Raw genomic sequence first — 22,926 nt, forward strand, 5'->3', positions numbered from 1 at the left:
CCGGCCCGACGAGGAGGTCGACACCCGATGGCCATGCTGCGCAGCTACGTGTCAGGTCGCTGGCACGCCCCGTCCGTCGAAGGAGCGCCGCTGCACGACGCGGTGACCGGCGAGGAGATCGCCCGGATCTCGTCGCAGGGCATCGACATGGCGGCGGCGCTGGACCACGGCAGGCGCGTCGGCGGACCGGCGCTGCGGGAGCTGACGTTCCACCAGCGCGCGGCCCTGCTCAAGGCCCTCGCCTCGCACCTGCGGGAACACCGCGACGAGCTGTACGCCCTGTCCGCCCGATCGGGCGCCACCAGGACGGACTCCCTGATCGACGTCGACGGCGGCATCGGCGTGCTGTTCGGCTACGCGAGCAAGGCCAAGCGCGAGCTGCCCAACGACCACGTCTACGTGGACGGCAACGTCGAGCCGCTGAGCAAGGGCGGCACGTTCGTCGGCCAGCACGTCGCCACCCCGCTGCGGGGCGTGGCCGTGCAGATCAACGCCTTCAACTTCCCGATGTGGGGCCCGCTGGAGAAGTTCGCGCCCGCGTTCATCGCCGGGGTGCCGTCGCTGATCAAGCCCGCCTCCCAGACGGCCTACCTCACCGAGAAGCTGGTCGAGCTGATGCTGGCCTCGGACCTGCTCCCCGAAGGTTCCCTGCAGCTCGTCACCGGCGGCGCGGGCGACCTGCTCGACCACCTGACCGGCCAGGACCTGGTCGGCTTCACCGGCTCCGCGTCCACTGCCCAGAAGCTGCGCACCCACCCGACCGTGGTGCGCAACAGCGTGCGGTTCAACGCCGAGGCGGACTCGCTGAACTGCTCGATCCTCGGCCCGGACGCGGTCGAGGGCACCCCCGAGTTCGACCTGTTCGTCAAGCAGCTCGTCAGCGAGATGACGGTCAAGGCAGGCCAGAAGTGCACCGCGATCCGGCGCGCCCTGGTCCCCGCCTCCCTCCTGGACGCCGTCGCCGACGCCGCCGCCGCACGCCTGGCGAAGGTCGTCATCGGCAACCCCGCGACCGAGGGCGTGCGGATGGGCGCGCTGGCCGGGCTGGAGCAGCGCGAGGAGGTGCGGCGCTCGCTGAAGGCGCTCATGGAGGTCGGCGACGTCGTCTACGGCTCGCCGGACCGCGTGGACGTGGTGGACGCCGACGCCGAGCGCGGCGCGTTCCTGTCACCGGTGCTGCTCAAGGCCGACCCGGACCACGCCCAGCCGCACGAGGTGGAGGCGTTCGGGCCGGTCTCGACGCTGATGGCCTACCGCGACGCCGGGCACGCGGTCGAGCTGGCCGCGCGGGGCGCGGGCAGCCTGGTCGGCTCCGTCGTCACGCACGACACCGACTTCGCGCGGGACGTGGTGCTGGGCGTGGCCCCCTGGCACGGCCGGGTGCTGGTGCTGGACCGCGACGACGCCAAGGAGTCCACCGGCCACGGCTCGCCGCTGCCGATGCTGGTGCACGGCGGTCCGGGCCGGGCGGGCGGCGGTGAGGAGATGGGCGGCATCCGGGGCGTGCTGCACCACATGCAGCGCACGGCGGTGCAGGCCAGCCCCCGGGTGCTGAGCGCGGTCACCGGGCGGTGGGTGACGGGCGCGCCGCGCACCGAGACGGACGTGCACCCGTTCCGCAAGTCGTTGCGGGAGCTGAGGATCGGCGACACGGTGGTGGCCGGGCCGCGCGCGGTGACGCTGGCCGACATCGAGCACTTCGCGGAGTTCACCGGCGACACGTTCTACGCGCACATGGACGAGGAGGCCGCGGCGGCGAACCCGTTCTTCGGCGGCCGGGTCGCGCACGGGTACCTGGTCGTGTCGTTCGCCGCGGGCCTGTTCGTCTCGCCCGAGCCCGGCCCGGTGCTGGCCAACTACGGGCTGGAGAACCTGCGGTTCCTCACGCCGACGTTCCCCGGCGACGAGCTGACCGTGACGTTGACCGCGAAGCAGATCACCCCGCGTGAGGACCAGGAGTACGGCGAGGTCCGCTGGGACGCCGACCTGGTCAACCAGAAGGGCGAGTCGGTCGCCAAGTACGACGTGCTCACGCTCGTCGCCAAGCAGTAGGGGGCCGTTAGGGGTCCACCAGGTGGACGTGCGCCGAGATGATCAACCCGAACGGGAACAACCGGCGCACTCCGTCTGGTTGGCGCGAGGAGAGACCGTGCAACACCTGAGTCACACGAGGAGCACCAGAGGTGTCTGAGACCTTTTCGCTGGGCGGCGACCTGACCGTCAACCGCCTCGGCTACGGAGCGATGCGGCTCACCGGTGAGGGCATCTGGGGGTACCCGGCCGACCGCGACAACGCGATCGCCCTGCTGCGCCGGGTCGTCGAGCTGGGCGTCAACTTCATCGACACCGCGGATTCCTACGGCCCGCACATCAACGAGGAGCTGATCCGGCAGGCCCTGCACCCGTACGCGGACGACCTGGTCATCGCGACCAAGGGCGGCCTGCTGCGCACCGGCCCGAACGAGTGGCCCATGCTCGGCAAGCCCGCGTACCTGCGGCAGGCCGTGGAGACCAGCCTCGTCCGGCTCGGCATCGAGCGCATCGACCTCTACCAGCTGCACCGCGTCGACCCGGACTACCCGCTGGAGGACCAGGTCGGCGAGCTGCGCAAGCTGCAGGAAGAGGGCAAGATCCGGCACATCGGACTGTCCGAGGTGGACGTCGAGCAGCTCGAGGCCGCCCGCGCCGTCGCGCCGATCGTGAGCGTGCAGAACCTGTACAACCTGGCCAACCGCGGGCACGAGGCCGTGCTGGACCGCTGCACCGAGCTGGGCATCGCGTTCATCCCGTGGTTCCCGGTGGCGACCGGCGAGCTGGCCCGTCCGGGCGGCGTGCTCGACGCGGCGGCCAAGGAGCACGGCGCCACGCCCGCGCAGCTCGCGCTGGCGTGGCTGCTGCGCAAGTCGCCCGTGGTGCTGCCGATCCCCGGCACGTCGTCGATCGCGCACCTGGAGGAGAACGTGGCGGCGGCGCGGATCGAGCTGACCGACGAGGAGTTCGAGAAGCTGTCCGCGCTGGCCTGAGCGCCGGGAGCCGCCTCGCGCGGCTCCGGCTACGCCGGGTCGGACGTCCGCCGTTCGACCCGGCGTCGCAGGTCCTCGGTCAGGTCGTCGCCGGCCGCCAGCACGTCCGGCAGCGACGCGGGCTCCAGCGTCAGGGCCCGGAACGCGAACGCGATCGTGACGTCGTGGTCGGGCCGGTGCTCGATGACGATCTCGTCACCGGCCGTGATCGTGCCGGGCTCCAGGACCCGGAAGTACGTGCCGGGCAGCCCGCGACGGGTGAACGTCTTCATCCACGCGTCCTCCTCCATCACCCCGGCGAACGTCCGGCACGGCACGCGCGGGCTCGTCGCCTGCAGCAGCAGCCCGCCGATGCGCCACCGCTCCCCGATCCGCGCGCCGCACACGTCGACGCCCGCCGTGGTCAGGTTCTCGCCGAACAGGCCCGGCCGCAGGTCGGCGCGACCCAACTCCACCGCCCACGCGTCGAGGTCTTCCCGCGCGTAGGCGTAAACGGCCTGGTCGTCGCCACCGTGGTGGCGGCCGTCGGAGATGTGGTCGCCGACCAGGCCGCTGCCGACCGGGCCGGGCGCGCGGACCTCCACGGGGCCGGGCGCCGGGCGCTTGCCGATACCGGTGTGGCCGACGGCGGCCTGGTCGAACTCGACGCGGGAGCCGACGTTGACGGAGAGCACGTGAGGCATGACCACGACGGTAGCCGAGCCACTTTCGGGGTTCGCACTCCTCATCGGTCGCCGGTGGGGGAGGATGGGCCTTGTTCACCGTCCGTGGGGGGAGACATGCGCAGGTCCGTCGTCGCGTTGCTGCTGGCCGGGGTGGCGCTGGCGGGCTGCGCGGAGCGGACAGCCCTGCCGACGCCGACGCTCGGCCCGGCGGTGGACGACAGCGCCACGCTGATCACCGGCCTGGCCGCCCGCGCCGACGAGCAGGGCACGGTCCGGTTCGCGACCGAGACCACCATGACCGGGCGGCGCGTCACCCTCGACGGCGGTCTGCTGCGCGCCCGCGAGGGCCGGCTGGTGTCGTTGCGGCAGGACTCGTCCACCGACGTCGTCGTGCTGGCCGACGCCGGCTACTCCCGCACCGAGGGCGGCACCTGGACCAGGCTCGACCTGGCCGACCGCGCGCCCGTGCGGGCGGACACCACGGTCGCCGGCCTGGCCGACGAGGTCGACCCGGCCTCGGTGGTGGAGTCGCTGGCCGGCAGCCTGCTGGTGGAGCAGCGCGACGAGGAGCTCGACGGCGTGTCGACGCGCCGCTACACGCTCCTGGTCGACCTGCGGTCGCAGGCCGAGCGCACGCCCGACAGCTCGCGGCGCGCCCAGCTGCTGGCGGCCTACGAGTCGGGCTTCACCGCGTCCGCCACCGTGTGGGTGGGTCCGGGCGACCTGCCGGTGCGGGTGGAGCAGGTGCTGAAGACGTTGGAGGACAACGTCTTCCAGCGCACCCTGCACCGCTTCACCGACTGGAACGCCGACATCCGGGTGAGCGCGCCCGTCTCCTAGCGGGTGCGCTTGGCCCGCTCGATGTCCGTGGTCAGGGCCGGGCGGCCGTCGACCTCGCTGTCCGGGTTCGGCACGATGCCGCCGGCGGCGACCTCGTCGAGGGTGGCGAGCCCGGCGGGTGTGATGCGACCGAAGACGGTGTAGTTCGGCCGCAGCACCGAGTCCGACGTGACCAGGAAGAACTGGCTGCCGTTGGTGTCCGGGCCCGCGTTGGCCATGGCCAGGGTGCCGCGCGGGTAGACGCGGCGCAGGCCGGTCGGGTCGTTCGGGACGGGCGCCAGGTCGGTCGGCAGCTCGTCCCCGTACCGGTAGCCGGGACCGCCCTCACCCGTGTTCGCCGGGTCGCCGCACTGCAGCACCTTCAACGTCGGGTACGCCGTGAGCCGGTGGCAGGTCGTGTCGTCGTAGAACTTCTTCCGCACCAGGTGCAGGAAGCTCTGGACGGTGCACGGCGCCTTCGCGCGGTCCAGCACCAGCGGCACGGGGCCCTGGTTGGTCTGCAACAGCACCTCGGGGTGGCCGCGGTCGGGCGTGTGCCGCGGGTCGGGCGGCAGCGGCACCGGCCGGGCGGCCGGCTCGTCCGGCGTCACGGTGTACGCGCACGGCCCGCGAGTCGTGTCCGGCGTGCCCGCGTCCGGTGTGCCGGGGGAGGCCTGCGCCACCCCGCCGCCCAGGACCGTCATCAGCGCCACTGCCACCAGGATTCTCACCGCACCAGGTCTAACGGACCCGCGACCGCCTTGCTAGGGCCGGTCGGCGGGTCCGAGCGACGCGGCGAACGCGCTCAACGACTCCCGGTCCGGCCGCGCGGTCTTCGCGATCAGGCTGGCCACGTGCTTCTCCACCGTGCGCGGCGAGATGTGCAGCCGGGTGGCGATCGCCTTGTTGCCCAGGCGGCCCGCCAGCAGCCGGAACACCTCGAACTCGCGCACGGTCACGCCCAGCGCCCGCAGCTCGCGCGGCACCTGGTCGGACCCGGTCCGCCGCTGCGGCACCGACGCGCCCACCTGCCGCAGCAGACCGCGGCACGCGCTGGCCACGGCGGGCTGCCCGGCCTGGTGGAAGTACTCCTCGGCGCCGCGCAGCCAGCTCACCGGCTCGCCCCACCCGTCGGCGACCGCCGCCTCGGCCACCAGCCGCAGCCCGAGGTGACGGGCCAGCGGGTGGATCGCCGCCGCCTCCCGCGCCGCGCGCACGGCCTGCGCCGCCTCCGCCTCCCGGCCGAGCCTGCCCAGCAGCACGGCCAGCGCGAACTGCGCGAAGCCGCGGTTCCACCGCATCCGGGCCGCCGCCGACCGCGTCACCGCGCGGTAGCCGTCCAGGTCCAACGCGCCCGACAACGCGTCCAGCAGCAGTTGCAACCCGTGCCGACCGGACAGGTGGTAGACGGTCGGCGTCTCCGCCTCGTGCGCGACGGCCCGCGCCAGGTCGTGCCCGGCCGCCACCCGGTCCTCCTCCAGCAGCGCGCAGAACGCCCGCGCCAACCCGAAGCACAGCGGCCGTTCCTGCGAGCCGACCCCGCCGATCTCGTCGAACGCCTCGATCGCGGCGTCCATCTCGGCCCGCCTGCCCTGGTGCGCCGCCGCCGTCGCCTGCGCCATCAACCCGTAGAGGGTCAGGTTCCGCAGCTGCAACCGCCGGGTGTCCGCGACGACCCGGGTCAGCCGCTCCGCCGCCGCGCCGTACTGGCCGCGCAGCACGGTGTCCAGCCCGAGGATCGCGTCCACGTTGTAGGCCACGCTGATCGCGCCGATCAGCAACGCCTCCTCACGCGCCTCGGCCAGCTCCGCCGCCGTGCCCTCGGCCAGCCAGTCCAGGCCGGCCTGCCGGATCACCGCGTACGCCCGCTGGATCGGCAGCCCGTGCTCCTCGGCCAGCGCCCGCGCCCGGGTGAAGCACTCGGCCGCCTCGTCCAGGTCCCGGTCGCGGGCCAGCACGCCGAGCAGCTGCCACGTCTCGCAGCCCACCTCGGGCAGCGGCACCCGCTTCGCCGCGTCGGCCGCCCGCCTGGCCAGGAACTCGGCCGACTCGATCCGGTCCGGCACCTCCAGGTTCAACGTCAGGAACGCGGCCACGGCGTCGAGCCGCGCGGTGTGCTCGTCGGTCGCGTCCGCGCCGAGCAGCGCGCGTGCCGTCTCCACGTGCGCCATGCCGTCGGTCCACCGGCCCGCGGTGTTGGCCACCTGCGCCAGCTTGGTGTGCAGCTCGGCCCGCCGCACCCGGCCCAACCCGGCGGCGCTCAGCTCGGTCACCGCGTCGACCAGCGCGAACGCCCGCTCGAACTGGCCCGCTTCGGCGAGCGCGGGCAGCAGCGAGTCCAGCACGTCCGCGCGGACCGCCACGTCCACCTCGCTGGCCAGCAGCCGGTGCGCGTGGTCGAGCAGCCGCACCGCCGACCCGGCCGCGCCGCCCGCCAGCGCCCGCCGCCCCGCCTCGGCCAGCAGCGCGCCCGCCTCGGCGGTCTGCCCGGCGTCCAGCCGCAGCGACGCCACCAGCGCGCACCACTCGCCGGGCAGGTCGGGGTGCAGCTCCCGGACGGCGTCGGCGGTCCGCCGCGCCAGCTCCGCCCGGTGCGGCGGCGGCATCTGCGCCAGCAGCGCCTCGGCGGTCAGCGGGTGCCGGAACGCGTACCAGTCGGGCACCGGCTCGTCCGGCGTGACGAGCTGCGCGGCCACGCCGGCGTGCAGGTGCGACAGCAGGGCCCGGTCGTCCATGCCGGTCACCCGGCGCAGCACCGGCAGCGGGAACCGGTGGCCCAGCACGGCGGCCACCGACAGCACCTCGCGCCCCTGCGGCCCCAGCCGGTCGGTGCGGTGCGCGATCAACCGGACCAGCGCCGACGGCACGTCGATGCGCAGTTCGCCCAGCACCTGCCAGCCGCCCGGCCCGCGCACCAGCAGTCCGCCGTTCACCAGGCCGTGCAGCATCTCCTCGACCACGAACGGGTTGCCCGCGCTGTCCGCCCACAGCCGCCGCACGACCTCGGCGGGCACCTCGTGGTCCTCCGCCTCCAGGCACAGGCCGACCATCCGGCGCACCTGGCGCTCGTCCAGGCGGCGCAGCTCCACCAGCACGCCCGCCTGCCGTTGCGCGGCCGAACGGACCACGTCCAGCGTGGGGCCGGCGTCGGCGCGGGTGGTCACCAGCAGCGCGGCGGGCGCCTGGTCGAGGTTGTCCACCAGGTAGTCGACGACCGCCAGCGTCTCGGCGTCCGCCTCGTGCAGGTCCTCCAGCACCAGCAGGCACGGGCGCGTGCGGCCGACCACGGCCAGCAGCCGCAGCACGGCCTCGGCGAGCACCAGCACGGAGTGCGCGGGCCGCTGCTCCTCGGCGCCGGCCGCTTCCGGGCTCCAGTCGGGCGCCAACCGGCCGAGCGCCGACCGGTACGGGCCCAGTTCCCGCAGGTCGAGCCCGTCCCCGGCGCGCAGCAGGGACATCAGGGCCTCGGCCAGCGGCCGGAACGGCACGATCGGCCCGATCGTGCTGCCGCGACCCCGCAGCACCCGCATGCCGCGGTCGAAGGCGGCGCCGGCGGCGAAGCGCGCCAACCGGGTCTTGCCGATGCCCGGCTCGCCGACGAGGAACACCGCGCGGCCCCGGTGGGTGCCCGCGTCGGCCAGCATGCGGTCGAGCACGTGGAGTTCTTCGTCGCGGCCGACCACGACCGGCGCGCGGGTGTGCATGCGCCGACCTTAGTCAAGCCGATCGGCCGCATGCCAAACTGCCCGCACCCCCAGTGTGGGCGGGCAGTCCGGCGGCAGGGTGAAGCCTGGTTACAGGGGCAGGCCCGGCGCGCTCACCGTGGTCATGGTGCTCTCGCTCACGGTCACCGCCGCGTACGCGCCGACGGCCAGGGTCAGGCCCGCCAGCGCGCGGGCGCGGGCGCCCGCCTTGGCCCTGCGGGACAGCGCCATCTCGCCGGCGGGGTGGTCGCCGTCCTGGTCCTCGCTCCAGGTGGTGACCTCGTCGCGGTTGGCGTCGTTCATCGGGTGATCTCCTCGAGGGGGTCGATGTCGTGCGTTGATCCGAGCAGGAGCACCGAAGGCACCCGCTCGGGAAAACCTAGGCGGAGCAAGCCGTACCCGATACCGGACAACCCGGTGAGCAGGCCGGCCGACGGCACGCCGCCGGGCGTGCCGCAGCGCGCCCCGTACTGGTCCAGCGCGCCGAGGACCAGTCCCGCGCGCCGGGTGCGCATGGCCGCGGCCAGGCCGTGCCCGCGTTCGGCGAGGACGGTCAAGGACTCGATCACGCCCAGCTCGCCGTGGCACAGGCTCAGGTCGCGCAAGGGCTCGTGCACCGCCAAGGCGTTCAGGCACCGGTCCAGGTGCAGGGTGTGCGCGTCGACCGGCTGGTCCGGGTGCGCGCAGTGCGCGAGCACCGCGCCGGAGAGCCCGGAGCACCAGCTGTGGTCCGCCTCGGTCACGTCGAGCAGGCGTTGCCGCAGCGCGTGGTCCGCGCGCAGGTTCGCCCGGCCGACCACACCGTAGCGCTGATCGCCCGCCGCCCGCGCGTAGCGCAGCAACGCCCAGCCGACGCCGGCCCGGCCGCGCGCGAAGCCGTCGCCGCCGGGAGTGGCCGCGGCGAGCCGGTCGGCGTAGGCGCGGGCCAGCGCCGAGGCGGCGGGCAAGCCGCTCTCCGCCCGCACCGCCAGCATCGCGGCCAGGCCGCCCGCCCAGCCCTCGACCACGTTGGCCGGGTCCTCGCCGATCGCCTCGACCGCGGTCGCGACCTCCACGGCCGACCGCAGCCAGTCGCCGATCCCGTCGTCGTGCAGCAGGTTCGCCAGCCGTGCCAAGGCGTAGGAGATGCCGCCCAGCCCGTGGAACGCGCCGCTGCCGACGGCCGCCGCCATCCCGGCGTCCTCGGCGAACGCGGCCAGCAACCCGGGGATCGGCCGCAACGCGTCGCGCGCGAACTCGGTGTACCGGGCGGCGCCGGTGAGCTCGCCGAGCTGCGCCAGGAACAACGCGACGCCGGTGTAGCCGTTGGACAGGCCCGCGCCCATCGGGGCCACCGCCCAGTGCCGGTCGTCCACCAGCTCCAGGCCCACCCAGTTGACCCGGCCGTCGGCGGTCGTGGCGTGCGCGAGCACCTCGTCGGCGATGCCGCACGCGGCGACCAGCAGCCGTTGCGGGTCGGGGACGCCCGCCTCCACCGGCGACGCGACCCCGCGGCCGGTGCGGTGGTCGACCGGCCGCGGCCGGCTCGCCAGCCCGGCGCTGATCAGCCACTGCTGGTCGTGCTTGTCCACCTCGTCCAGCGCGGCGACCTTGGCCGTGACGGCGTCCAGCGCGGAGGACGGCAGCAGGCCCGGCAGGCGCTGCCCGGTCGAGGTCCACACGTCGCGGCTGCCCGGCCGGGTGGTGAACAGCGGCACGTCGCCCGCCCACAGGTCGCGCATCTCGTGCGGCACCAGGGCGCGTGACACGTCGTCGTCCGCCGTGCCGTCCCACAGCAGGTCGAGGACGTCCTGGCGGTCCGCCGCGCCGCGCACCGCGTCCGGGTGCGTCGACTCGTCCAGCAACGTCGCGTACAGCTGGGTCATCCGCGGCACGAACCGCACCGGCAGGTCGGCGAAGGCGCTCAGCAGCCCGTCCGGGCCGAGCAGGTCGGCCCGGTGGTCGCAGAGGGCGTCGTAGCCGACCCGGAACCCGGCCAGCAGCGCGCCCTGGTAGTCGGCGGGCTCGGCCTCCAGGCCGTCCACCACGGGCCGGTTGTGCGCGGGCGGCATCGGCACGGGCCTGCGCACCAGGCGCATCCGGTCGGTGCCGGGGTGCAGCCAGGCCACCCCCTCGGTCGGCGGCCGGTCGCCGTGGTCGCCGCCCATGCCGCCGACGTCCAGCGCGCCGTGCTCGCCCAGCAGCACCCGCGGCAGCACCGCGGTGCGGTGCACGGACCGGGCCAGCGCCCGGACCGCCGGGTCCGTCGCCGTGCCCACCGTGGGGTGGAACAGCGTCTCCACGTCCACCAGCACCGGCTGGTCGGCCGCCGCGACCAGGTTCTCGTAGTGCATGTCGGTGCCGTCCACCGCGTACAGCAGCGCGATCAGCGCGCCGAGCCGCTGGTAGAACCGGCCGACCTCGGTGACGTCCGCGCACGGGCGGTGCTCGACGAACTCCAGCCACCCGTGGCCCGGCCGGGCGAGCGCCTGCGGCAGCCGCAGGCCGAGGCCGGTGTGCCCGTCGAACCAGGTCACCAGGTCCGCGAACGCCTGGTGCAACGCCACCGGCCGGGGCTTGTAGACCACCCGGCGGCCGTCGGCGAAGGTCAGCACGGCCACCGAGCGGCCCCGCGCGTGCGGGTCGCCCCGGCCCGTCTCCACCTGCGCCAGGGAACCGGGGTCACGGCCGTCGAGGAGGGTCCGCACGATCTCCGGCCGATCGGCGGCGAACCGGTCGAGCAGCTCGCCGTGCGCCTCGACCGCGTGCAGGCAGGCCTGGCCGAGCAGCCGGGCCAGCACCGGGTACCGGCCGAACAGCGCGGGCAGGTCGACACCCCGGACGAAGTCGGCGAACCGCTCCCGCGGCGTGTCGCCGTCGAGCCGCCCGCCGACCCGGTCGAGGTTGAGCTCCAGCACGAGCGTGCGCGCGGCGATCCGGGCCAGCCGCCTGCCCAGCGCGTGGGCGAAGTCGGCGTCCAACCTGGGGTCGAGGGCGACCGCCGCGCGCACCAGGGGTCTCAGCGCGTGCGCGAACGCCTCGGCCGGGTTGTCGGCGTCGGCGGTCGGCCCGCCGCCGGCGAAGTCTGCACGGGCCGCGGTCGTGGTGGCGCGTTCCACGAACGCGGCCCATGAGGGCCGTCCACGGGGGACGACCAGCTCTTGGGGGTTCCCGCGCACACCGCTGAGCCACCACGCTGCGGGCGGCCGGTCGACGGCGGAGGGGAACACGCGCACAACGTGTCACGGGCGTGCCGCGGCGCACATGGGGGCACGGCCCCCAGATTTGCGGGTGGGCGGGCGTGAGTCCGCAGATGTGCGGAAAAGGCTTCCGTCGCAGGTCACCAGCGCCTTGCGGGGAGGTGAACGGACGGCGTGGCGCGCGGTCGGACCTCAGGTCGCGCAGTTCTCCGCCCGGGCGGCGGCCTCGCGGAACTCGTCCGGCAGCGAGACCACGTCCATCTTCTCCACGGCTTCGTTCATCACCGTGACGGCCTCGGTCATGTCCTGGATGACCGTGGAGAAGACGTCGGTGGTCATCTCCGCCGCCGCGTCGACCGTCGACTTGGCCGAGACGAACTTGTCCCGCGCCCTGGTCAACGGCTCGCTGATCACCTCGACCGCGGTGTCCGCGGCGGGCGACGGGGCCGGTGTCAGCTCGTCCAGGTCGTGCAGGACGACGTCGAGCACGTCGATCACCCGGCCGAGGGAGTCGCTGACCGACTTCTTGGCCGCCGCCGGGTCGGTCTGCGTCTGGTCGAACGACACCCCGCCCGAGGCGACCATGTACTTCGCCACGCCGCAGAAGTTGTTCATCCAGCGCACGACCTCGGGCCCGGCGTCCGTCCCGGGGACCGACGACACCGGCCCGGCTGTCGGCTGCCCCGCCACGGGCACCGCGCACCCGGTCAGGCCGACCAACGCCACCGCCACCACCCACCGCTTCACAGGGGATTTGTACCCCGCCATCACCCGATAGTGGGGTGGAACATGACAACCGGGGGAACCGTCGGCCACGATGGCGGCTCATGACCGTCTCACTCGATGTCTCCGGCGGGATCGCGGTCATCCGGATCGACGAGCCGTCGGACACGGTCCTGGCCGAGGTGCGCGCGGTGCTGCCGGTGCTGGCCGGGGCCCGCGCGGTCGTGCTCCTGGTCGACCCGGGCCTGTGCGCCGCGGGCACCGAACGGCTGGTCCGGGGGTCGGTGGCGCAGCGGGAGGCGGTGGCGGCGGCGTTGCGCGGCGTGGCCGAGGAACTGGTGAACCTGCCCGTGCCGGTGGTCGCGGCGATCGGCGGCAACCCGTCCGGCGAGGCGGCGGAGCTGGCCATGGCGTGCGACTGGCGGGTGCTGGCCGCCGACGGTGGGCTCGGGTGGGTGACGGACGGTCGGGTGACGGGCGATCAGGTGCTGGTGGCACGGCGCGTGACCGCCGAGGAGGCGTTGCGCACCGGGCTGGTGGACCGGGTCGTGCCGCGGTGCTCGGTGCTGCGGGCCGCCGTCGAACTCGCAAATGAGTGCAAGTCAACGCAAGCGGGACGTAAGTCCTGCCGTATAGTTGCTCCATGACGCAACGGCGGTTGGCGGAAGTGGCCGCGAAGGTCGGCGTGAGCGAGGCGACGGTCAGCCGGGTGCTCAACGGCAAGCCGGGGGTGTCCGACGCGACGCGCTCGGCCGTGCTCACGGCCCTGGACGTGCTCGGGTACGAGCGGCCGACGCAGCTGCGCGGTGAACGCGCCCGGTTGGTCGGCCTGGTGCTGCCGGAGCTGCAGAACCCGATCTTCCCCGCGTTCGCCGACGTGGTCGGCAACGCGCTGGCGCAGCGCGGCTTCACGCCGGTGCTGTGCACCCGGACCGCCGGCGGGGTGACCGAGGCGGACTACCTGGAGCTGCTGTTCGAGCAGCACGTGTCCGGGGTGGTGTTCGCCGGCGGGCAGTACGCGCAGGCGGACGCGTCGCACGAGCACTACCGGCAGATGACGCGGCGCAAGCTGCCCGCCGTGCTGGTGAACGCGGCCATAGACGATCTCGGCTTCCCGCGCGTGTCGTGCGACGACGCGGTGGCCGTCGAGCAGGCGTTCGGGCACCTGGTGGCGCTGGGGCACACCCGGATCGGGGCGGTGCTGGGCCCGTCGGACCACATGCCGTCGCGGCGGAAGCTGACCGCGTTGTTGTCGTGCGCGTCGGTCGCCGGGGTGGAGCTGTTCGAGGAGCACGCGATGTTCTCGCTGGAGGGCGGGCAGGCCGCCACCACGCGCCTGCTGCACCGGGGCGTCACCGCGATCCTGTGCGCCTCGGACCCCCTGGCGCTGGGCGCCGTGCGCGCCGTGCGCCGGCACGGCCTCAAGGTGCCGCACGACGTGTCCGTGGTCGGCTACGACGACTCGCCGCTCATGACCTGCACCGAGCCGCCGTTGACCACGGTCCGCCAGCCGATCGAGGCGATGGGCCGCGCCGCCGTGGAGCTGCTGGCGAACCAGATCGCCGGCACCCCGGTCCCGGACGAGGAACTGCTCTTCGAACCGGAGCTGGTCGTCCGCTCCTCCACCGCCCCCGCCCCCCGCTGACCCTCTCTTCCCACCGCGCGTGTCCTACGTTCCGAACGCGCGTGTCCTACGTTCGCGTACCCCGTGTTGAACACTCAGCACAAGATCGACTGTGCTGAGTGTTCAACACGGGTGTTCTGAACGTAGGACACGCGCGACGCGAACGTAGGACACGCGCGGTTTCGTTAGTGGGGGCGAGGGGGCAGCTTACGAGTTGATGTCGGGAAGTTGCGAGTTTTCGTAGACATCTTGCGGCGGAGTGTTGGGGCGACTTACCGTGTGCGCCACACCACACCCGAGGAGGGTCCGCCCCCATGAACTCAACCAGCCTCCGCAGAGCGGCGGGGTTGCTGCTGGCAGGCAGCCTGAGCCTGGCCGCCGTCGCGTGCTCGCAAGCCGACGAGACCGGCGCCGCCGCCGGTGGCAAGGTCACGATCTCCGTCAACGGCCAGCCGCCGCAGACCCAGCCGTTCGACCGCAAGGTCTTCGACGAGGACGTGGCCGAGTTCGAGGCCGCCAACCCGGACATCGACATCGAGCCGCACGAGGGGTTCATGGACCCCAAGACGTTCTCCGCGAAGCTCGCGGGCGGCCAGCTCGAGGACGTCTTCTACGCCTACTTCACCGACCCGGCGAACCTCATCGCGCGCAAGCAGGCCGCGGACATCACCGACTACGTGAAGGACGTCCCGCACTACGACGCCATCCGGCAGGAGCTGCGCGACGTCTTCAGCAAGGACGGCAAGGTCTACGGCGTCCCCACCGCCAACTACTCGATGGGCCTGCTCTACAACCGGGCGCTGTTCACCCAGGCGGGCCTGAACCCCGACCAGCCGCCGAAGACGTGGGACGAGGTCCGCGAGGCCGCCAAGAAGATCACCGCGCTCGGTGACGGCAAGGTCGGTTTCGCCGAGTACAGCAAGAACAACCAGGGCGGCTGGCACTTCACCGCGTGGATGTACTCCGTCGGCGGCCAGGTCGCCCGCCAGGACGGCGACAAGTGGGTCGCGGACTTCAACAACGACAAGGGCCGTGAAGCCCTCCAGCACCTCAAGGACATGCGCTGGGCCGACAACACGATGGGCGAGAAGCAGCTGCTCGTCATCGAGGACGTCCAGCAGATGATGGGCGCGGGCCAGCTCGGCATGTACCTGGCCGCGCCGGACAACGTGCCGACCCTGGTCAACCAGTTCAAGGGCGACTACGCGAACTACGGCCTCACCGGCATCCCGGACGGCGAGGGCACGCTCATCGGCGGCGAGGGCTACATGCTCAACCCGAAGGCGACGCCGGAGAAGATCAAGGCCGGGCTGAAGTGGGTCCAGTGGAAGTTCCTCAACCCGGACCGGTTCGAGAAGAACCTCCAGCGGTACAAGGACCAGGGGCAGCCGATCGGCCTGCCCGTGCCGCCGGTCGCCGACGTCTGGACCGGTGACATCGCCGCCAAGCAGGCCCAGCTCAAGGAGAGCCTGGCGACCGTGCCGGTGGCGAACTTCAAGTCCTACGTGGACGCCACCCCCAAGGGGCGGATCGAGCCGCCGAACGCCCAGCAGGTGTACGCGATCCTCGACAACGTCATGCAGGCGGTGCTCACCAACCGCGACGCGGACATCAGCCTGCTCCTGGCCGACGCGGAAGCCAAGGTGAACCCCGTCCTGGCCCAGGTCAAGTGATGCGCCGCCGCGTCGCGGAGAACCTGACCGCGTACGGGTTCCTGTCCGCCGCGCTGATCTGCTTCGCGGTGTTCTCCTGGTACCCGATCGCGCGTGGGGCGGTGCTCGGCTTCCAGCAGGTCGACTTCGTCACCGAGCCCACGTGGGTCGGCTGGGAGAACTTCGAGCGGCTCTTCGCCGACCCCCTGTTCGCCACGGCGTGGCGCAACACGCTGCTGTTCACCGCGCTGGCGCTGGTGTTCGGCTTCGTGGTGCCGTTCCTGCTCGCGGTCGTGCTCAACGAGCTGCGGCACTTCAAGGGCTACTTCCGGCTCATCGTGTACTTGCCCGTGATGCTGCCGCCGGTGGTGGCCGCGCTGATCTGGAAGTGGATGTACGACCCCGGCCCGGGCCTGCTCAACTCGGCGTTGCGCGGGCTCGGGCTGGAGGGCGCGGCGTGGCTGGACAGCGCCGACACCTCGATGCTGTCGCTGGTGATCGTGGCGACCTGGGCGAACCTGGGCACCGCCACGCTGATCTACCTGGCCGCGCTGCAGAGCATCCCCGGAGACCTGTACGAGGCGGCCGAGCTGGACGGCGCGGGCGTGCTGCGCAGGCTGTGGCACGTCACGGTGCCGCAGACCCGGTTCGTGCTGCTGGTGCTGCTGCTGTTGCAGGTCGTGGCGACGATGCAGGTGTTCACCGAGCCGTACGTGATGACCGGCGGCGGGCCCGAGGACTCCACGGTCACCGTGCTGCTCCTGCTGTACCGGTACGCCTTCTACTACAACGACTTCGGCACGGCGAGTGCCCTGAGCCTGTTGCTGCTGCTGGTGCTCGGCGCGTTCACCGCGCTGTACCTGCGGGTGACGCGGAAGGCGGACGTGTGAGGACGTTGATCGCGCCGGGACGGGCCGGCGTCGGCTACAAGGTCGCGCTGGCGGTCACGACCGTCATCCTCACCGCGGTCTTCGTGGTGCCGCTGGTGTGGGTCGTGCTCTCGGCCATGAAACCGGCCGTGGAGCTGGCCCGGGTGCCGCCGACGATCCTGCCGCGGACGTGGACGCCCGGCACGTACGTCGAGGCGTGGGAGCTGATGGACCTCGGCCGGTACTTCCTCAACACGATCGTCGTCGCGGTGGGGGTGTGGGCGGTGCAGCTCGCGGTCGACGTGCCCGCGGCGTACGCCCTGTCACGGCTCAAGCCCGTGCTGGGCAAGGGGATCCTCGGCATGATGCTGCTGACCCTGATGATGCCCGCCGCGGTGCTGCTGGTGCCGACCTACCTGACGATCGCCGACCTCGGGCTGCTCAACAACCCGCTGGCGCTGTGGCTGTTGGGCGCGGCCAACGCGTTCACCGTGTTCCTGCTCAAGCGGTTCTTCGACCAGCTGCCCGCGGAGGTGCTGGAGGCGGCGCGGATCGACGGCGCCGGCCAGTTCACCATGCTGTGGCGGATCGTGCTGCCGCTGTCCCGGCCGATCCTGGCGGTCGTGTCCATCTTCGCGGTCGTGGCCGCGTGGAAGGACTTCATCTGGCCGCTGCTGGTGTTCTCCGACCCGGCGCGGCAGACGCTCAGCGTCGCGTTGCAGCGCTTCGCCCCCGACACCCCGGTCAACCTGCTGCTGGCCGGCCTCGTGCTGTCCAGCGTGCCGATGATCGGCCTGTTCCTGGTGTTCCAGCGGCACGTGCTGGCGGGTCTCACCGCCGGCAGCGTGAAGGGCTGAACACATCACCGAGGGAGGAATCCACATGAACTGGTGGCGCGGTGCGGCCATCTACCAGGTGTACCCGCGCAGCTTCGCCGACGGCAACGGCGACGGGATCGGGGATCTGGCGGGTCTGCGCCAGAAGCTCCCGTACCTCGCCGAGTTGGGTGTGGACGCGATCTGGCTCAGCCCCTGGTACCCGTCCCCGTTGGCGGACGGCGGCTACGACGTCGCCGACTACCGCGACATCGAGCCGGTGTTCGGCACGCTCGTCGAGGCGGAGAAGCTGATCGGCGAGGCGCACGCGGTCGGCCTGCGGGTGATCATCGACATCGTGCCCAACCACTGCTCCGACCAGCACCCCTGGTTCCAGGAGGCGTTGGCGGGGGAGGGCCGGGACCGGTTCTGGTTCCACGAGGGCGACGAGCCGCCGAACGACTGGAGGTCGCGGTTCGGCGGCCCGGCGTGGAGCCAGGCGCCGGACGGGTCGTGGTACCTGCACCTGTACAGCCCGGAGCAGCCGGACCTGAACTGGACCAACCCGCGGGTGCGGGCCGAGTTCGAGTCGATCCTGCGGTTCTGGCTGGACCGGGGCGTCGACGGGTTCCGCATCGACGTCGCCGACGGCCTGGTCAAGGACTTCTCCAGGCCGGACGCCGAGCTGCCGTACTCCGACCAGGACGGCGTGCACGACATCTACCGCTCGTGGCGGAAGGTGCTCGACGAGTACCCGGACGAGCGGGTGTTCGTCGGCGAGATGTGGTTGCCCGACCCGGAGCGGTTCGCCCGCTACCTGCGCGCGGACGAGCTGCACTCGGCGTTCAACTTCGACTTCCTGTGCTGCCCGTGGGAGTCCGGCGAGCTGCGGCGGGTCATCGACGGCACGCTCGCCGCGCACGCGCCGGTCGGCGCGCCGCCGACCTGGGTGCTGTCCAACCACGACGTGACGCGGCACGTGTCGCGGATGGGCCGGGAGGACTCGTCGTTCGACTTCGGCCGGCGACAGCACCTGACGCCGACGGACCTGGAGCTGGGCACGAAGCGCGCGCGGGCGGCGATCATGCTGACCACCGCGCTGCCCGGCTGCGTCTACGTCTACCAGGGGGAGGAGCTGGGGCTGGAGGAGGTGGACGACCTGCCCGACGAGCTGCGCGAGGACCCGGTGTGGGTGCGTTCGGGCCACACCGACCGGGGCCGTGACGGGTGCCGGGTGCCGATCCCGTGGGGTGACGACGGCCCGTCGTGGCTGCCCCGGCCGGAGCACTGGCGCTCGCTGTCGGTGGCCGCGCAGACCGCCGCGCCCGACTCGATGCTCGCGCACTACCGCACCGTGCTGGCGTTGCGGCGGTCGGAGCCGTCGCTGGGCGACGGGCCGATGGAGTGGCTGGAGCTCGGGCCGGGCGTGGTCGCGTTCCGCCGCGGCGACGACTTCGCGTGCGTGCTCAACCTGTCCGCCGAGCCGGTCGCGCTGCCCGCGCACGACGCCGTGCTGCTGAGCAGCGGGCCCCTCGTGGACGGCGCCGTGCCACCGGACACCGCGGCCTGGATCAGGCCTGCCCGCTAGGCCGACCGACGGGCTTGTTCACCCGGACCGCCAAGTTGCACTCCAGCAGGCCGAGCACCCTCAGGGTCTCGGCCTGCTGGTCTTCGTCCATGTCGCCGAGGGTGGCTTCCTCCAGCTCGCGCCACATGCGCTCGACCTGGTGCCGCAGCGCCTGGCTGGCGGCGGTCGGCTCGACGAGCACGGCGCGGCCGTCGGTCGGGTCGGGTGAGCGGCGCACGAAGCCCGCGCGTTCCAGCCGCTGCACGGTCCTGGTCATGGTCGGCGAGTCCGCGCCCAGCTCGCCGCACAGGTCCGACTGCCGCTGCGGACCGCGGTCCCAGAGGCGCATCATCACCATTTCCTGTCCTGGGTGCAGGCCTGCCTGCCTGAGCAGTTGACCGGCGAGCATGCGGTGCAGGCGGGCGACGCGGAAGATCGCGTGGCTGACGCGCCCGTCCTCGTCGATCTGGAGCATGGGCGCTGACGTGGGATTTTGTCCGGTCGAGGCCATGGTTCGAGTCTAGCCGCCCAGGATCGTGAGCGCTGTCACAGTGAAACATCGGAATGCACTCCGTGTTGTTAGCTGTTCGGACAGGTAATACCGCAACCTGGAGGAAGACATGAGCACCGCGTTCGAGCCGCTCGACCTCGCCGGCACCAAGTTGGCCAACCGGATCGTGATGTCGCCGATGACTCGCAGCCGCGCGTACGACACGGTGCCGACGCCCGTGATGGCCGAGTACTACGCCCAGCGGGCCAGTGCCGGGCTGATCATCACCGAGGGCATCCAGCCGTCCGCGGTCGGCCAGGGCTACCCGCACACGCCGGGGCTGCACACCGACGAGCAGGTCGCCGGCTGGCGCGTCGTCACGGACGCGGTGCACGAGGCGGGCGGCCGGATCTTCGCGCAGCTCATGCACTCCGGCCGGATCGGCCACCCGAGCCTGCTGCCCGGCGACCTGCACCCCGTCGGGGCGTCACCGGTGCGCGCGGCGGGCCAGCTGTACACCGGCGAGGGGATGACCGAGCTCGTCACGCCGGTCGAGCTGGGCCCGGCCGACATCGAGGCCACCATCGCCGACTTCGCCGCCGCCGCGCGCCGGGCGGTCGACGCCGGGTTCGACGGGATCGAGCTGCACGGCGCCAACGGCTACCTGCTGCACCAGTTCCTGGCCGACAACACCAACCTGCGCGACGACGAGTGGGGCGGCTCGGTGGAGAACCGCATCCGGTTCACCGTCGAGGTCGTGCGCGCCACGGCCGAGGCGATCGGCGGCGCCCGCGTGGGCCTGCGGATCTCGCCGTTCAACCGGTACAACGACATCGCCGAGGAGACGACCGCCGAGCTGTACCCGGCCCTGGTCGACGCGATCGAGCCGTTCGGCCTGGCCTACCTGCACATCGGCGAGGCCGGCGACCGGGCGTTGACGCTGGAGCTGCGCGAGCGGTTCTCCGGGGTGCTGATCCTCAACCCGCACACGCCGGACGGCGTGACCGGCCCGGACCACCTGTCCCTGCTGGACGAGGGCGTGGCGGACGCGGTGAGCTTCGGCGCGCTGTTCCTGGCCAACCCGGACCTGCCCGCCCGCCTGGCGAACGGCGGCCCGTTCAACACGCCGGACCAGGCGACGTTCTTCGGCGGCGCGGAGCAGGGCTACACCGACTACCCGGCCCTGACCAGCGTGAACGCCTGACCGGCCGTTCCGAGCGGTCAACTCGGGGTACGCGGGCGTAGGACACGCGCGTTCCGAACGTAGGACACGCGCGGCGCGAACGTACGACTCTCGCGCGAGTCCTACGTTCGGAACGCGAGAGTCCTACGTTCAGGACACCCGAGTTGAACAGTGGGACGACGACGAGGCCCCCGAGTTGCGCGAACTCGGGGGCCTCGTTGCGCGTTCTGGGGTGTGAACGGGCAGGAAGTGAGGCCCGTTCGGGCACGGATTCACTCGATCGTGTGTGTTCGGTCAGGCTAATCGGGCGGAACCCGGGCACCGTTCACCCGGCTGTGGCGGTGGCCACACCAATCGGCCGGTGTTACACCTTAGGCGCGGCCCGAACGGGCAGCGACGGTCCGAGCGGGCAGGGAGGTGACGTGCGGGCGGACGAGCGCAAGCGCCGGATCCTGGCCCGGGCCCGGGCGGACGGCCGGGTCGACGTGGCCGAGATCGCGGCCGAGCTGGAGGTCGCGCAGGAGACCGTGCGACGCGACCTGCGCCTGCTGGACGAGCACGGCCTGGTCCGCCGCACGCACGGCGGCGCGTTCCCGGTGGAGAGCGCCGGCTACGAGACGGGCCTGAAGTTCCGGTCCGCGTCGATGGTGCCGGAGAAGCGGCGCATCGCCCGGGCCGCCGCGGACCGGCTCGGTGACGCCGAGACGGTGTTCATCGACGAGGGCTACACGCCGCAGCTCGTCGCCGAGGCACTGCCCACCGGCCGGCCGCTCACGGTGATCACCGCGTCCCTGCCCACCGCCGCCGTGCTGTCGGAGGTGCCGTCCGCGACCGTGCTGCTGCTCGGCGGCCGGGTGCGCGGTCGGACGCTGGCCACCGTCGACCACTGGGCCACGCGGATGCTCTCGGAGATGGTGATCGACCTCGCCTACATCGGGGCGAACGGCATCTCCCGCGAGCACGGGCTCACCACGCCGGACCCGGCGGTGGGCGCGGTCAAGGCGCAGGCCCTGGCCTCGGCGCGCCGGCGCGTCTTCGTCGGCGTGCACACGAAGTTCGGCGTGTCGAGCTTCCACCGGTTCGGCGACGTCGCCGACCTGGAGGCGGTCGTCACGGACTCCGTGCTGCCCGCCGGCGAGGCCCACCGCTACGCCCTGCTCGGACCGAAGGTCGTCCGGGCCTGACCCCAACCCACGCAGCGGCCCCGGAGCACCAGGGGCCTGGTTCCGCTCGCCCGAAGGAAGGCAAGACGATGAAGTCATTGCGGTATGGCGGCCTGCTGGCCGCGGTGCTCCTGGCCACGACCGCGTGCGCCGGCGCGGGCGGCGGGGGCGGCGGCGCCGAGAACTCGATCAACGTGCTGATGGTGAACAACCCGCAGATGCAGGACCTGCAGAAGCTCACCGCCGACAACTTCACCAAGGACACCGGCATCACGGTCAACTTCACCGTGCTGCCCGAGAACGACGTCCGCGACAAGATCAGCCAGGACTTCTCCAGCCAGGCGGGCCAGTACGACGTGGCCACGATCAGCAACTACGAGACGCCGATCTACGCCAAGAACGGCTGGCTCACCCCGCTGGACGACTACGTCGCCGAGGACACCGGCTTCGACCAGGACGACGTCCTCGAACCGATCCGCCAGTCCCTGACCGCCGCCGACGGCAAGGTGTACGCCCAGCCGTTCTACGGCGAGTCGTCGTTCCTCATGTACCGCAAGGACGTGCTGGACGCCAAGAACCTCACCATGCCCGAGAGGCCGACGTGGCAGCAGGTCGCCGAGATCGCCGCCCAGGTCGACGGCGCGCAGCCCGGCATGAAGGGCATCTGCCTGCGCGGCCAGCCCGGCTGGGGCCAGCTGGTGGCGCCGCTGACCACGGTGGTCAACACGTTCGGCGGCACGTGGTTCACCAAGGACTGGCAGGCCCAGCTGACCGCGCCGGAGTTCAAGGAGGCGACCGGGTTCTACGTGGACCTGGTCCGCGCGCACGGCGAGGCGGGCGCGCCGCAGGCCGGGTTCGCCGAGTGCCTGAACAACATGACCCAGGGCAAGGTCGCCATGTGGTACGACGCCACGGTCGCCGCCGGCCTGCTGGAGGCCGACGACTCGCCGGTGAAGGGCAAGCTGGGCTTCGCCCAGGCGCCGGTGGTCAAGACGGAGTCCTCGGCGTGGCTGTACACGTGGGCGTTCGGCATCCAGAAGGCCGGCGGGAAGGCCGACAACGCGTGGAAGTTCGTGTCGTGGGCGTCCGGCAAGGGCTACGAGGAGCTGGTCGGCAAGACGCTGGGCTGGTCCAGGCTGCCGGACGGCAAGCGCTCGTCGACCTACCAGCGGCCCGAGTACCTGGCGGCCGGAGGGTCGTTCGCGAAGCAGGCGGAGGCGGCCATCGCGGGCGCCAGGCCCACCGACCCCGGCGTGCAGGAACGGCCCGCGAGCGGCATCCAGTTCGTCGGCATCCCCGAGTTCACCGACCTGGGCACGCAGGTGTCGCAGAAGATCAGCGCCGCCATCGCGGGCTCGACCACCGTCGACGCCGCGCTGGAGGAGAGCCAGGCGCTGGCCGAGGTCGTGGCCGAGAAGCACCGGGGGAAGTGATGAGCAACCCCACCCCC

19 protein-coding genes are annotated in these 22,926 nt (G+C 72.6%); 12 read left to right on the forward strand and 7 right to left on the reverse strand.

Annotated features, from left to right (window positions below):
* Nucleotides 1-27: 27 nt before the first annotated feature.
* Nucleotides 28-2,052 (forward strand): phenylacetic acid degradation bifunctional protein PaaZ, encoded by a 2,025-nt coding sequence (paaZ, locus tag EDD40_RS33535; RefSeq protein WP_123746476.1) that lies wholly within the window; start codon nt 28-30, stop codon nt 2,050-2,052.
* Between the two features lie 131 nt (nt 2,053-2,183).
* Nucleotides 2,184-3,023 (forward strand): aldo/keto reductase, encoded by an 840-nt coding sequence (locus EDD40_RS33540; protein ID WP_123746477.1) that lies wholly within the window; start codon nt 2,184-2,186, stop codon nt 3,021-3,023.
* Nucleotides 3,024-3,052: 29 nt separating this feature from the next.
* On the opposite strand, the gene EDD40_RS33545 is transcribed toward EDD40_RS33540, so the two are convergent.
* Nucleotides 3,053-3,706, reverse strand: coding sequence for an MOSC domain-containing protein (locus tag EDD40_RS33545; RefSeq protein ID WP_123748475.1), 654 nt, complete (start codon nt 3,704-3,706; stop codon nt 3,053-3,055).
* 96 nt (nt 3,707-3,802) lie between these two features.
* Between EDD40_RS33545 and EDD40_RS33550 the strand changes: the two genes are divergently transcribed.
* Nucleotides 3,803-4,528, forward strand: coding sequence for a hypothetical protein (locus tag EDD40_RS33550; protein WP_123746478.1), 726 nt, complete (start codon nt 3,803-3,805; stop codon nt 4,526-4,528).
* Here the strand turns inward: EDD40_RS33550 and EDD40_RS33555 are convergent.
* The 5 genes from EDD40_RS33555 to EDD40_RS33575 all read right to left on the reverse strand — a co-directional run bounded on the left by EDD40_RS33555 (nt 4,525) and on the right by EDD40_RS33575 (nt 12,137).
* Nucleotides 4,525-5,211 carry a peptidylprolyl isomerase gene (locus EDD40_RS33555; RefSeq protein ID WP_123748476.1) on the reverse strand — a complete coding sequence of 229 codons (687 nt, stop codon included), beginning with the start codon at nt 5,209-5,211 and terminating at the stop codon, nt 4,525-4,527. The two genes, EDD40_RS33550 and EDD40_RS33555, sit on opposite strands and share 4 nt — an antisense overlap.
* Nucleotides 5,212-5,271: 60 nt before the next feature.
* On the reverse strand, nt 5,272-8,211 hold the full coding sequence (locus EDD40_RS33560; RefSeq protein ID WP_123746479.1) for a helix-turn-helix transcriptional regulator: 2,940 nt from the start codon (nt 8,209-8,211) through the stop codon (nt 5,272-5,274).
* 90 nt (nt 8,212-8,301) lie between these two features.
* Complete coding sequence (locus EDD40_RS33565) at nt 8,302-8,514, reverse strand: hypothetical protein (protein ID WP_123746480.1); 213 nt, start codon at nt 8,512-8,514, stop codon at nt 8,302-8,304.
* Entirely contained in the window at nt 8,511-11,420 is a 2,910-nt protein-coding gene (locus tag EDD40_RS33570) for a type 2 lanthipeptide synthetase LanM family protein (protein ID WP_123748477.1), read from the reverse strand. Before EDD40_RS33570 ends, EDD40_RS33565 begins: the two co-directional genes overlap by 4 nt.
* Nucleotides 11,421-11,582: 162 nt before the next feature.
* Nucleotides 11,583-12,137 carry a hypothetical protein gene (locus EDD40_RS33575; protein WP_123746481.1) on the reverse strand — a complete coding sequence of 185 codons (555 nt, stop codon included), beginning with the start codon at nt 12,135-12,137 and terminating at the stop codon, nt 11,583-11,585.
* 80 nt (nt 12,138-12,217) lie between these two features.
* Between EDD40_RS33575 and EDD40_RS33580 the strand changes: the two genes are divergently transcribed.
* The 6 genes from EDD40_RS33580 to EDD40_RS33605 all read left to right on the forward strand — a co-directional run bounded on the left by EDD40_RS33580 (nt 12,218) and on the right by EDD40_RS33605 (nt 18,661).
* Nucleotides 12,218-12,760 (forward strand): enoyl-CoA hydratase/isomerase family protein, encoded by a 543-nt coding sequence (locus EDD40_RS33580; protein ID WP_123746482.1) that lies wholly within the window; start codon nt 12,218-12,220, stop codon nt 12,758-12,760.
* On the forward strand, nt 12,757-13,758 hold the full coding sequence (locus tag EDD40_RS33585) for a LacI family DNA-binding transcriptional regulator (RefSeq protein ID WP_123746483.1): 1,002 nt from the start codon (nt 12,757-12,759) through the stop codon (nt 13,756-13,758). The genes EDD40_RS33580 and EDD40_RS33585 overlap by 4 nt, the downstream gene beginning before the upstream one ends.
* Before the next feature lie 293 nt (nt 13,759-14,051).
* Nucleotides 14,052-15,410, forward strand: a complete 1,359-nt coding sequence (locus EDD40_RS33590) for an ABC transporter substrate-binding protein (RefSeq protein WP_123746484.1) — start codon at nt 14,052-14,054, stop codon at nt 15,408-15,410.
* The gene (locus EDD40_RS33595) at nt 15,410-16,279 is read left to right on the forward strand and encodes a carbohydrate ABC transporter permease (RefSeq protein WP_123746485.1); all 870 of its coding nucleotides are present in this window, start codon (nt 15,410-15,412) and stop codon (nt 16,277-16,279) included. The genes EDD40_RS33590 and EDD40_RS33595 overlap by 1 nt, the downstream gene beginning before the upstream one ends.
* Nucleotides 16,276-17,115: a carbohydrate ABC transporter permease gene (locus EDD40_RS33600; RefSeq protein ID WP_236594392.1), complete on the forward strand. Its 840-nt coding sequence runs from the start codon at nt 16,276-16,278 to the stop codon at nt 17,113-17,115. The genes EDD40_RS33595 and EDD40_RS33600 overlap by 4 nt, the downstream gene beginning before the upstream one ends.
* A gap of 25 nt (nt 17,116-17,140) precedes the next feature.
* Nucleotides 17,141-18,661, forward strand: coding sequence for a glycoside hydrolase family 13 protein (locus tag EDD40_RS33605; RefSeq protein WP_123746486.1), 1,521 nt, complete (start codon nt 17,141-17,143; stop codon nt 18,659-18,661).
* Here the strand turns inward: EDD40_RS33605 and EDD40_RS33610 are convergent.
* Nucleotides 18,645-19,115, reverse strand: a complete 471-nt coding sequence (locus EDD40_RS33610) for a MarR family winged helix-turn-helix transcriptional regulator (RefSeq protein ID WP_123746487.1) — start codon at nt 19,113-19,115, stop codon at nt 18,645-18,647. The two genes, EDD40_RS33605 and EDD40_RS33610, sit on opposite strands and share 17 nt — an antisense overlap.
* A 145-nt stretch (nt 19,116-19,260) precedes the next feature.
* Here EDD40_RS33610 and EDD40_RS33615 point away from each other — a divergent pair, with 145 nt between their 5' ends.
* The 3 genes from EDD40_RS33615 (at nt 19,261) to EDD40_RS33625 (ending at nt 22,909) form a co-directional block, all read left to right on the forward strand.
* Nucleotides 19,261-20,334, forward strand: coding sequence for an alkene reductase (locus tag EDD40_RS33615; protein WP_123746488.1), 1,074 nt, complete (start codon nt 19,261-19,263; stop codon nt 20,332-20,334).
* 401 nt (nt 20,335-20,735) lie between these two features.
* Nucleotides 20,736-21,497 carry a DeoR/GlpR family DNA-binding transcription regulator gene (locus EDD40_RS33620; RefSeq protein WP_123746489.1) on the forward strand — a complete coding sequence of 254 codons (762 nt, stop codon included), beginning with the start codon at nt 20,736-20,738 and terminating at the stop codon, nt 21,495-21,497.
* A 68-nt stretch (nt 21,498-21,565) separates the two neighbouring features.
* Nucleotides 21,566-22,909 carry an ABC transporter substrate-binding protein gene (locus EDD40_RS33625; RefSeq protein ID WP_123746490.1) on the forward strand — a complete coding sequence of 448 codons (1,344 nt, stop codon included), beginning with the start codon at nt 21,566-21,568 and terminating at the stop codon, nt 22,907-22,909.
* Nucleotides 22,910-22,926 lie beyond the last annotated feature (17 nt).

The organism is Saccharothrix texasensis, assembly GCF_003752005.1.
GTDB classification, from domain to species: Bacteria; Actinomycetota; Actinomycetes; order Mycobacteriales; family Pseudonocardiaceae; genus Actinosynnema; species Actinosynnema texasense.

Bases quoted from the DNA above. Each gene is read 5' to 3' on its own strand.
- paaZ (WP_123746476.1), top strand. From the start codon at position 28: ATGGCCATGCTGCGCAGCTACGTGTCAGGTCGCTGGCACGCCCCGTCC.
- EDD40_RS33545 (WP_123748475.1), bottom strand. From the start codon at position 3,706: ATGCCTCACGTGCTCTCCGTCAACGTCGGCTCCCGCGTCGAGTTCGAC.
- EDD40_RS33550 (WP_123746478.1), top strand. From the start codon at position 3,803: ATGCGCAGGTCCGTCGTCGCGTTGCTGCTGGCCGGGGTGGCGCTGGCG.
- EDD40_RS33555 (WP_123748476.1), bottom strand. From the start codon at position 5,211: ATGACGGTCCTGGGCGGCGGGGTGGCGCAGGCCTCCCCCGGCACACCG.
- EDD40_RS33560 (WP_123746479.1), bottom strand. From the start codon at position 8,211: ATGCACACCCGCGCGCCGGTCGTGGTCGGCCGCGACGAAGAACTCCAC.
- EDD40_RS33565 (WP_123746480.1), bottom strand. From the start codon at position 8,514: ATGAACGACGCCAACCGCGACGAGGTCACCACCTGGAGCGAGGACCAG.
- EDD40_RS33580 (WP_123746482.1), top strand. From the start codon at position 12,218: ATGACCGTCTCACTCGATGTCTCCGGCGGGATCGCGGTCATCCGGATC.
- EDD40_RS33585 (WP_123746483.1), top strand. From the start codon at position 12,757: ATGACGCAACGGCGGTTGGCGGAAGTGGCCGCGAAGGTCGGCGTGAGC.
- EDD40_RS33590 (WP_123746484.1), top strand. From the start codon at position 14,052: ATGAACTCAACCAGCCTCCGCAGAGCGGCGGGGTTGCTGCTGGCAGGC.
- EDD40_RS33595 (WP_123746485.1), top strand. From the start codon at position 15,410: ATGCGCCGCCGCGTCGCGGAGAACCTGACCGCGTACGGGTTCCTGTCC.
- EDD40_RS33605 (WP_123746486.1), top strand. From the start codon at position 17,141: ATGAACTGGTGGCGCGGTGCGGCCATCTACCAGGTGTACCCGCGCAGC.
- EDD40_RS33610 (WP_123746487.1), bottom strand. From the start codon at position 19,115: ATGCTCCAGATCGACGAGGACGGGCGCGTCAGCCACGCGATCTTCCGC.
- EDD40_RS33615 (WP_123746488.1), top strand. From the start codon at position 19,261: ATGAGCACCGCGTTCGAGCCGCTCGACCTCGCCGGCACCAAGTTGGCC.
- EDD40_RS33625 (WP_123746490.1), top strand. From the start codon at position 21,566: ATGAAGTCATTGCGGTATGGCGGCCTGCTGGCCGCGGTGCTCCTGGCC.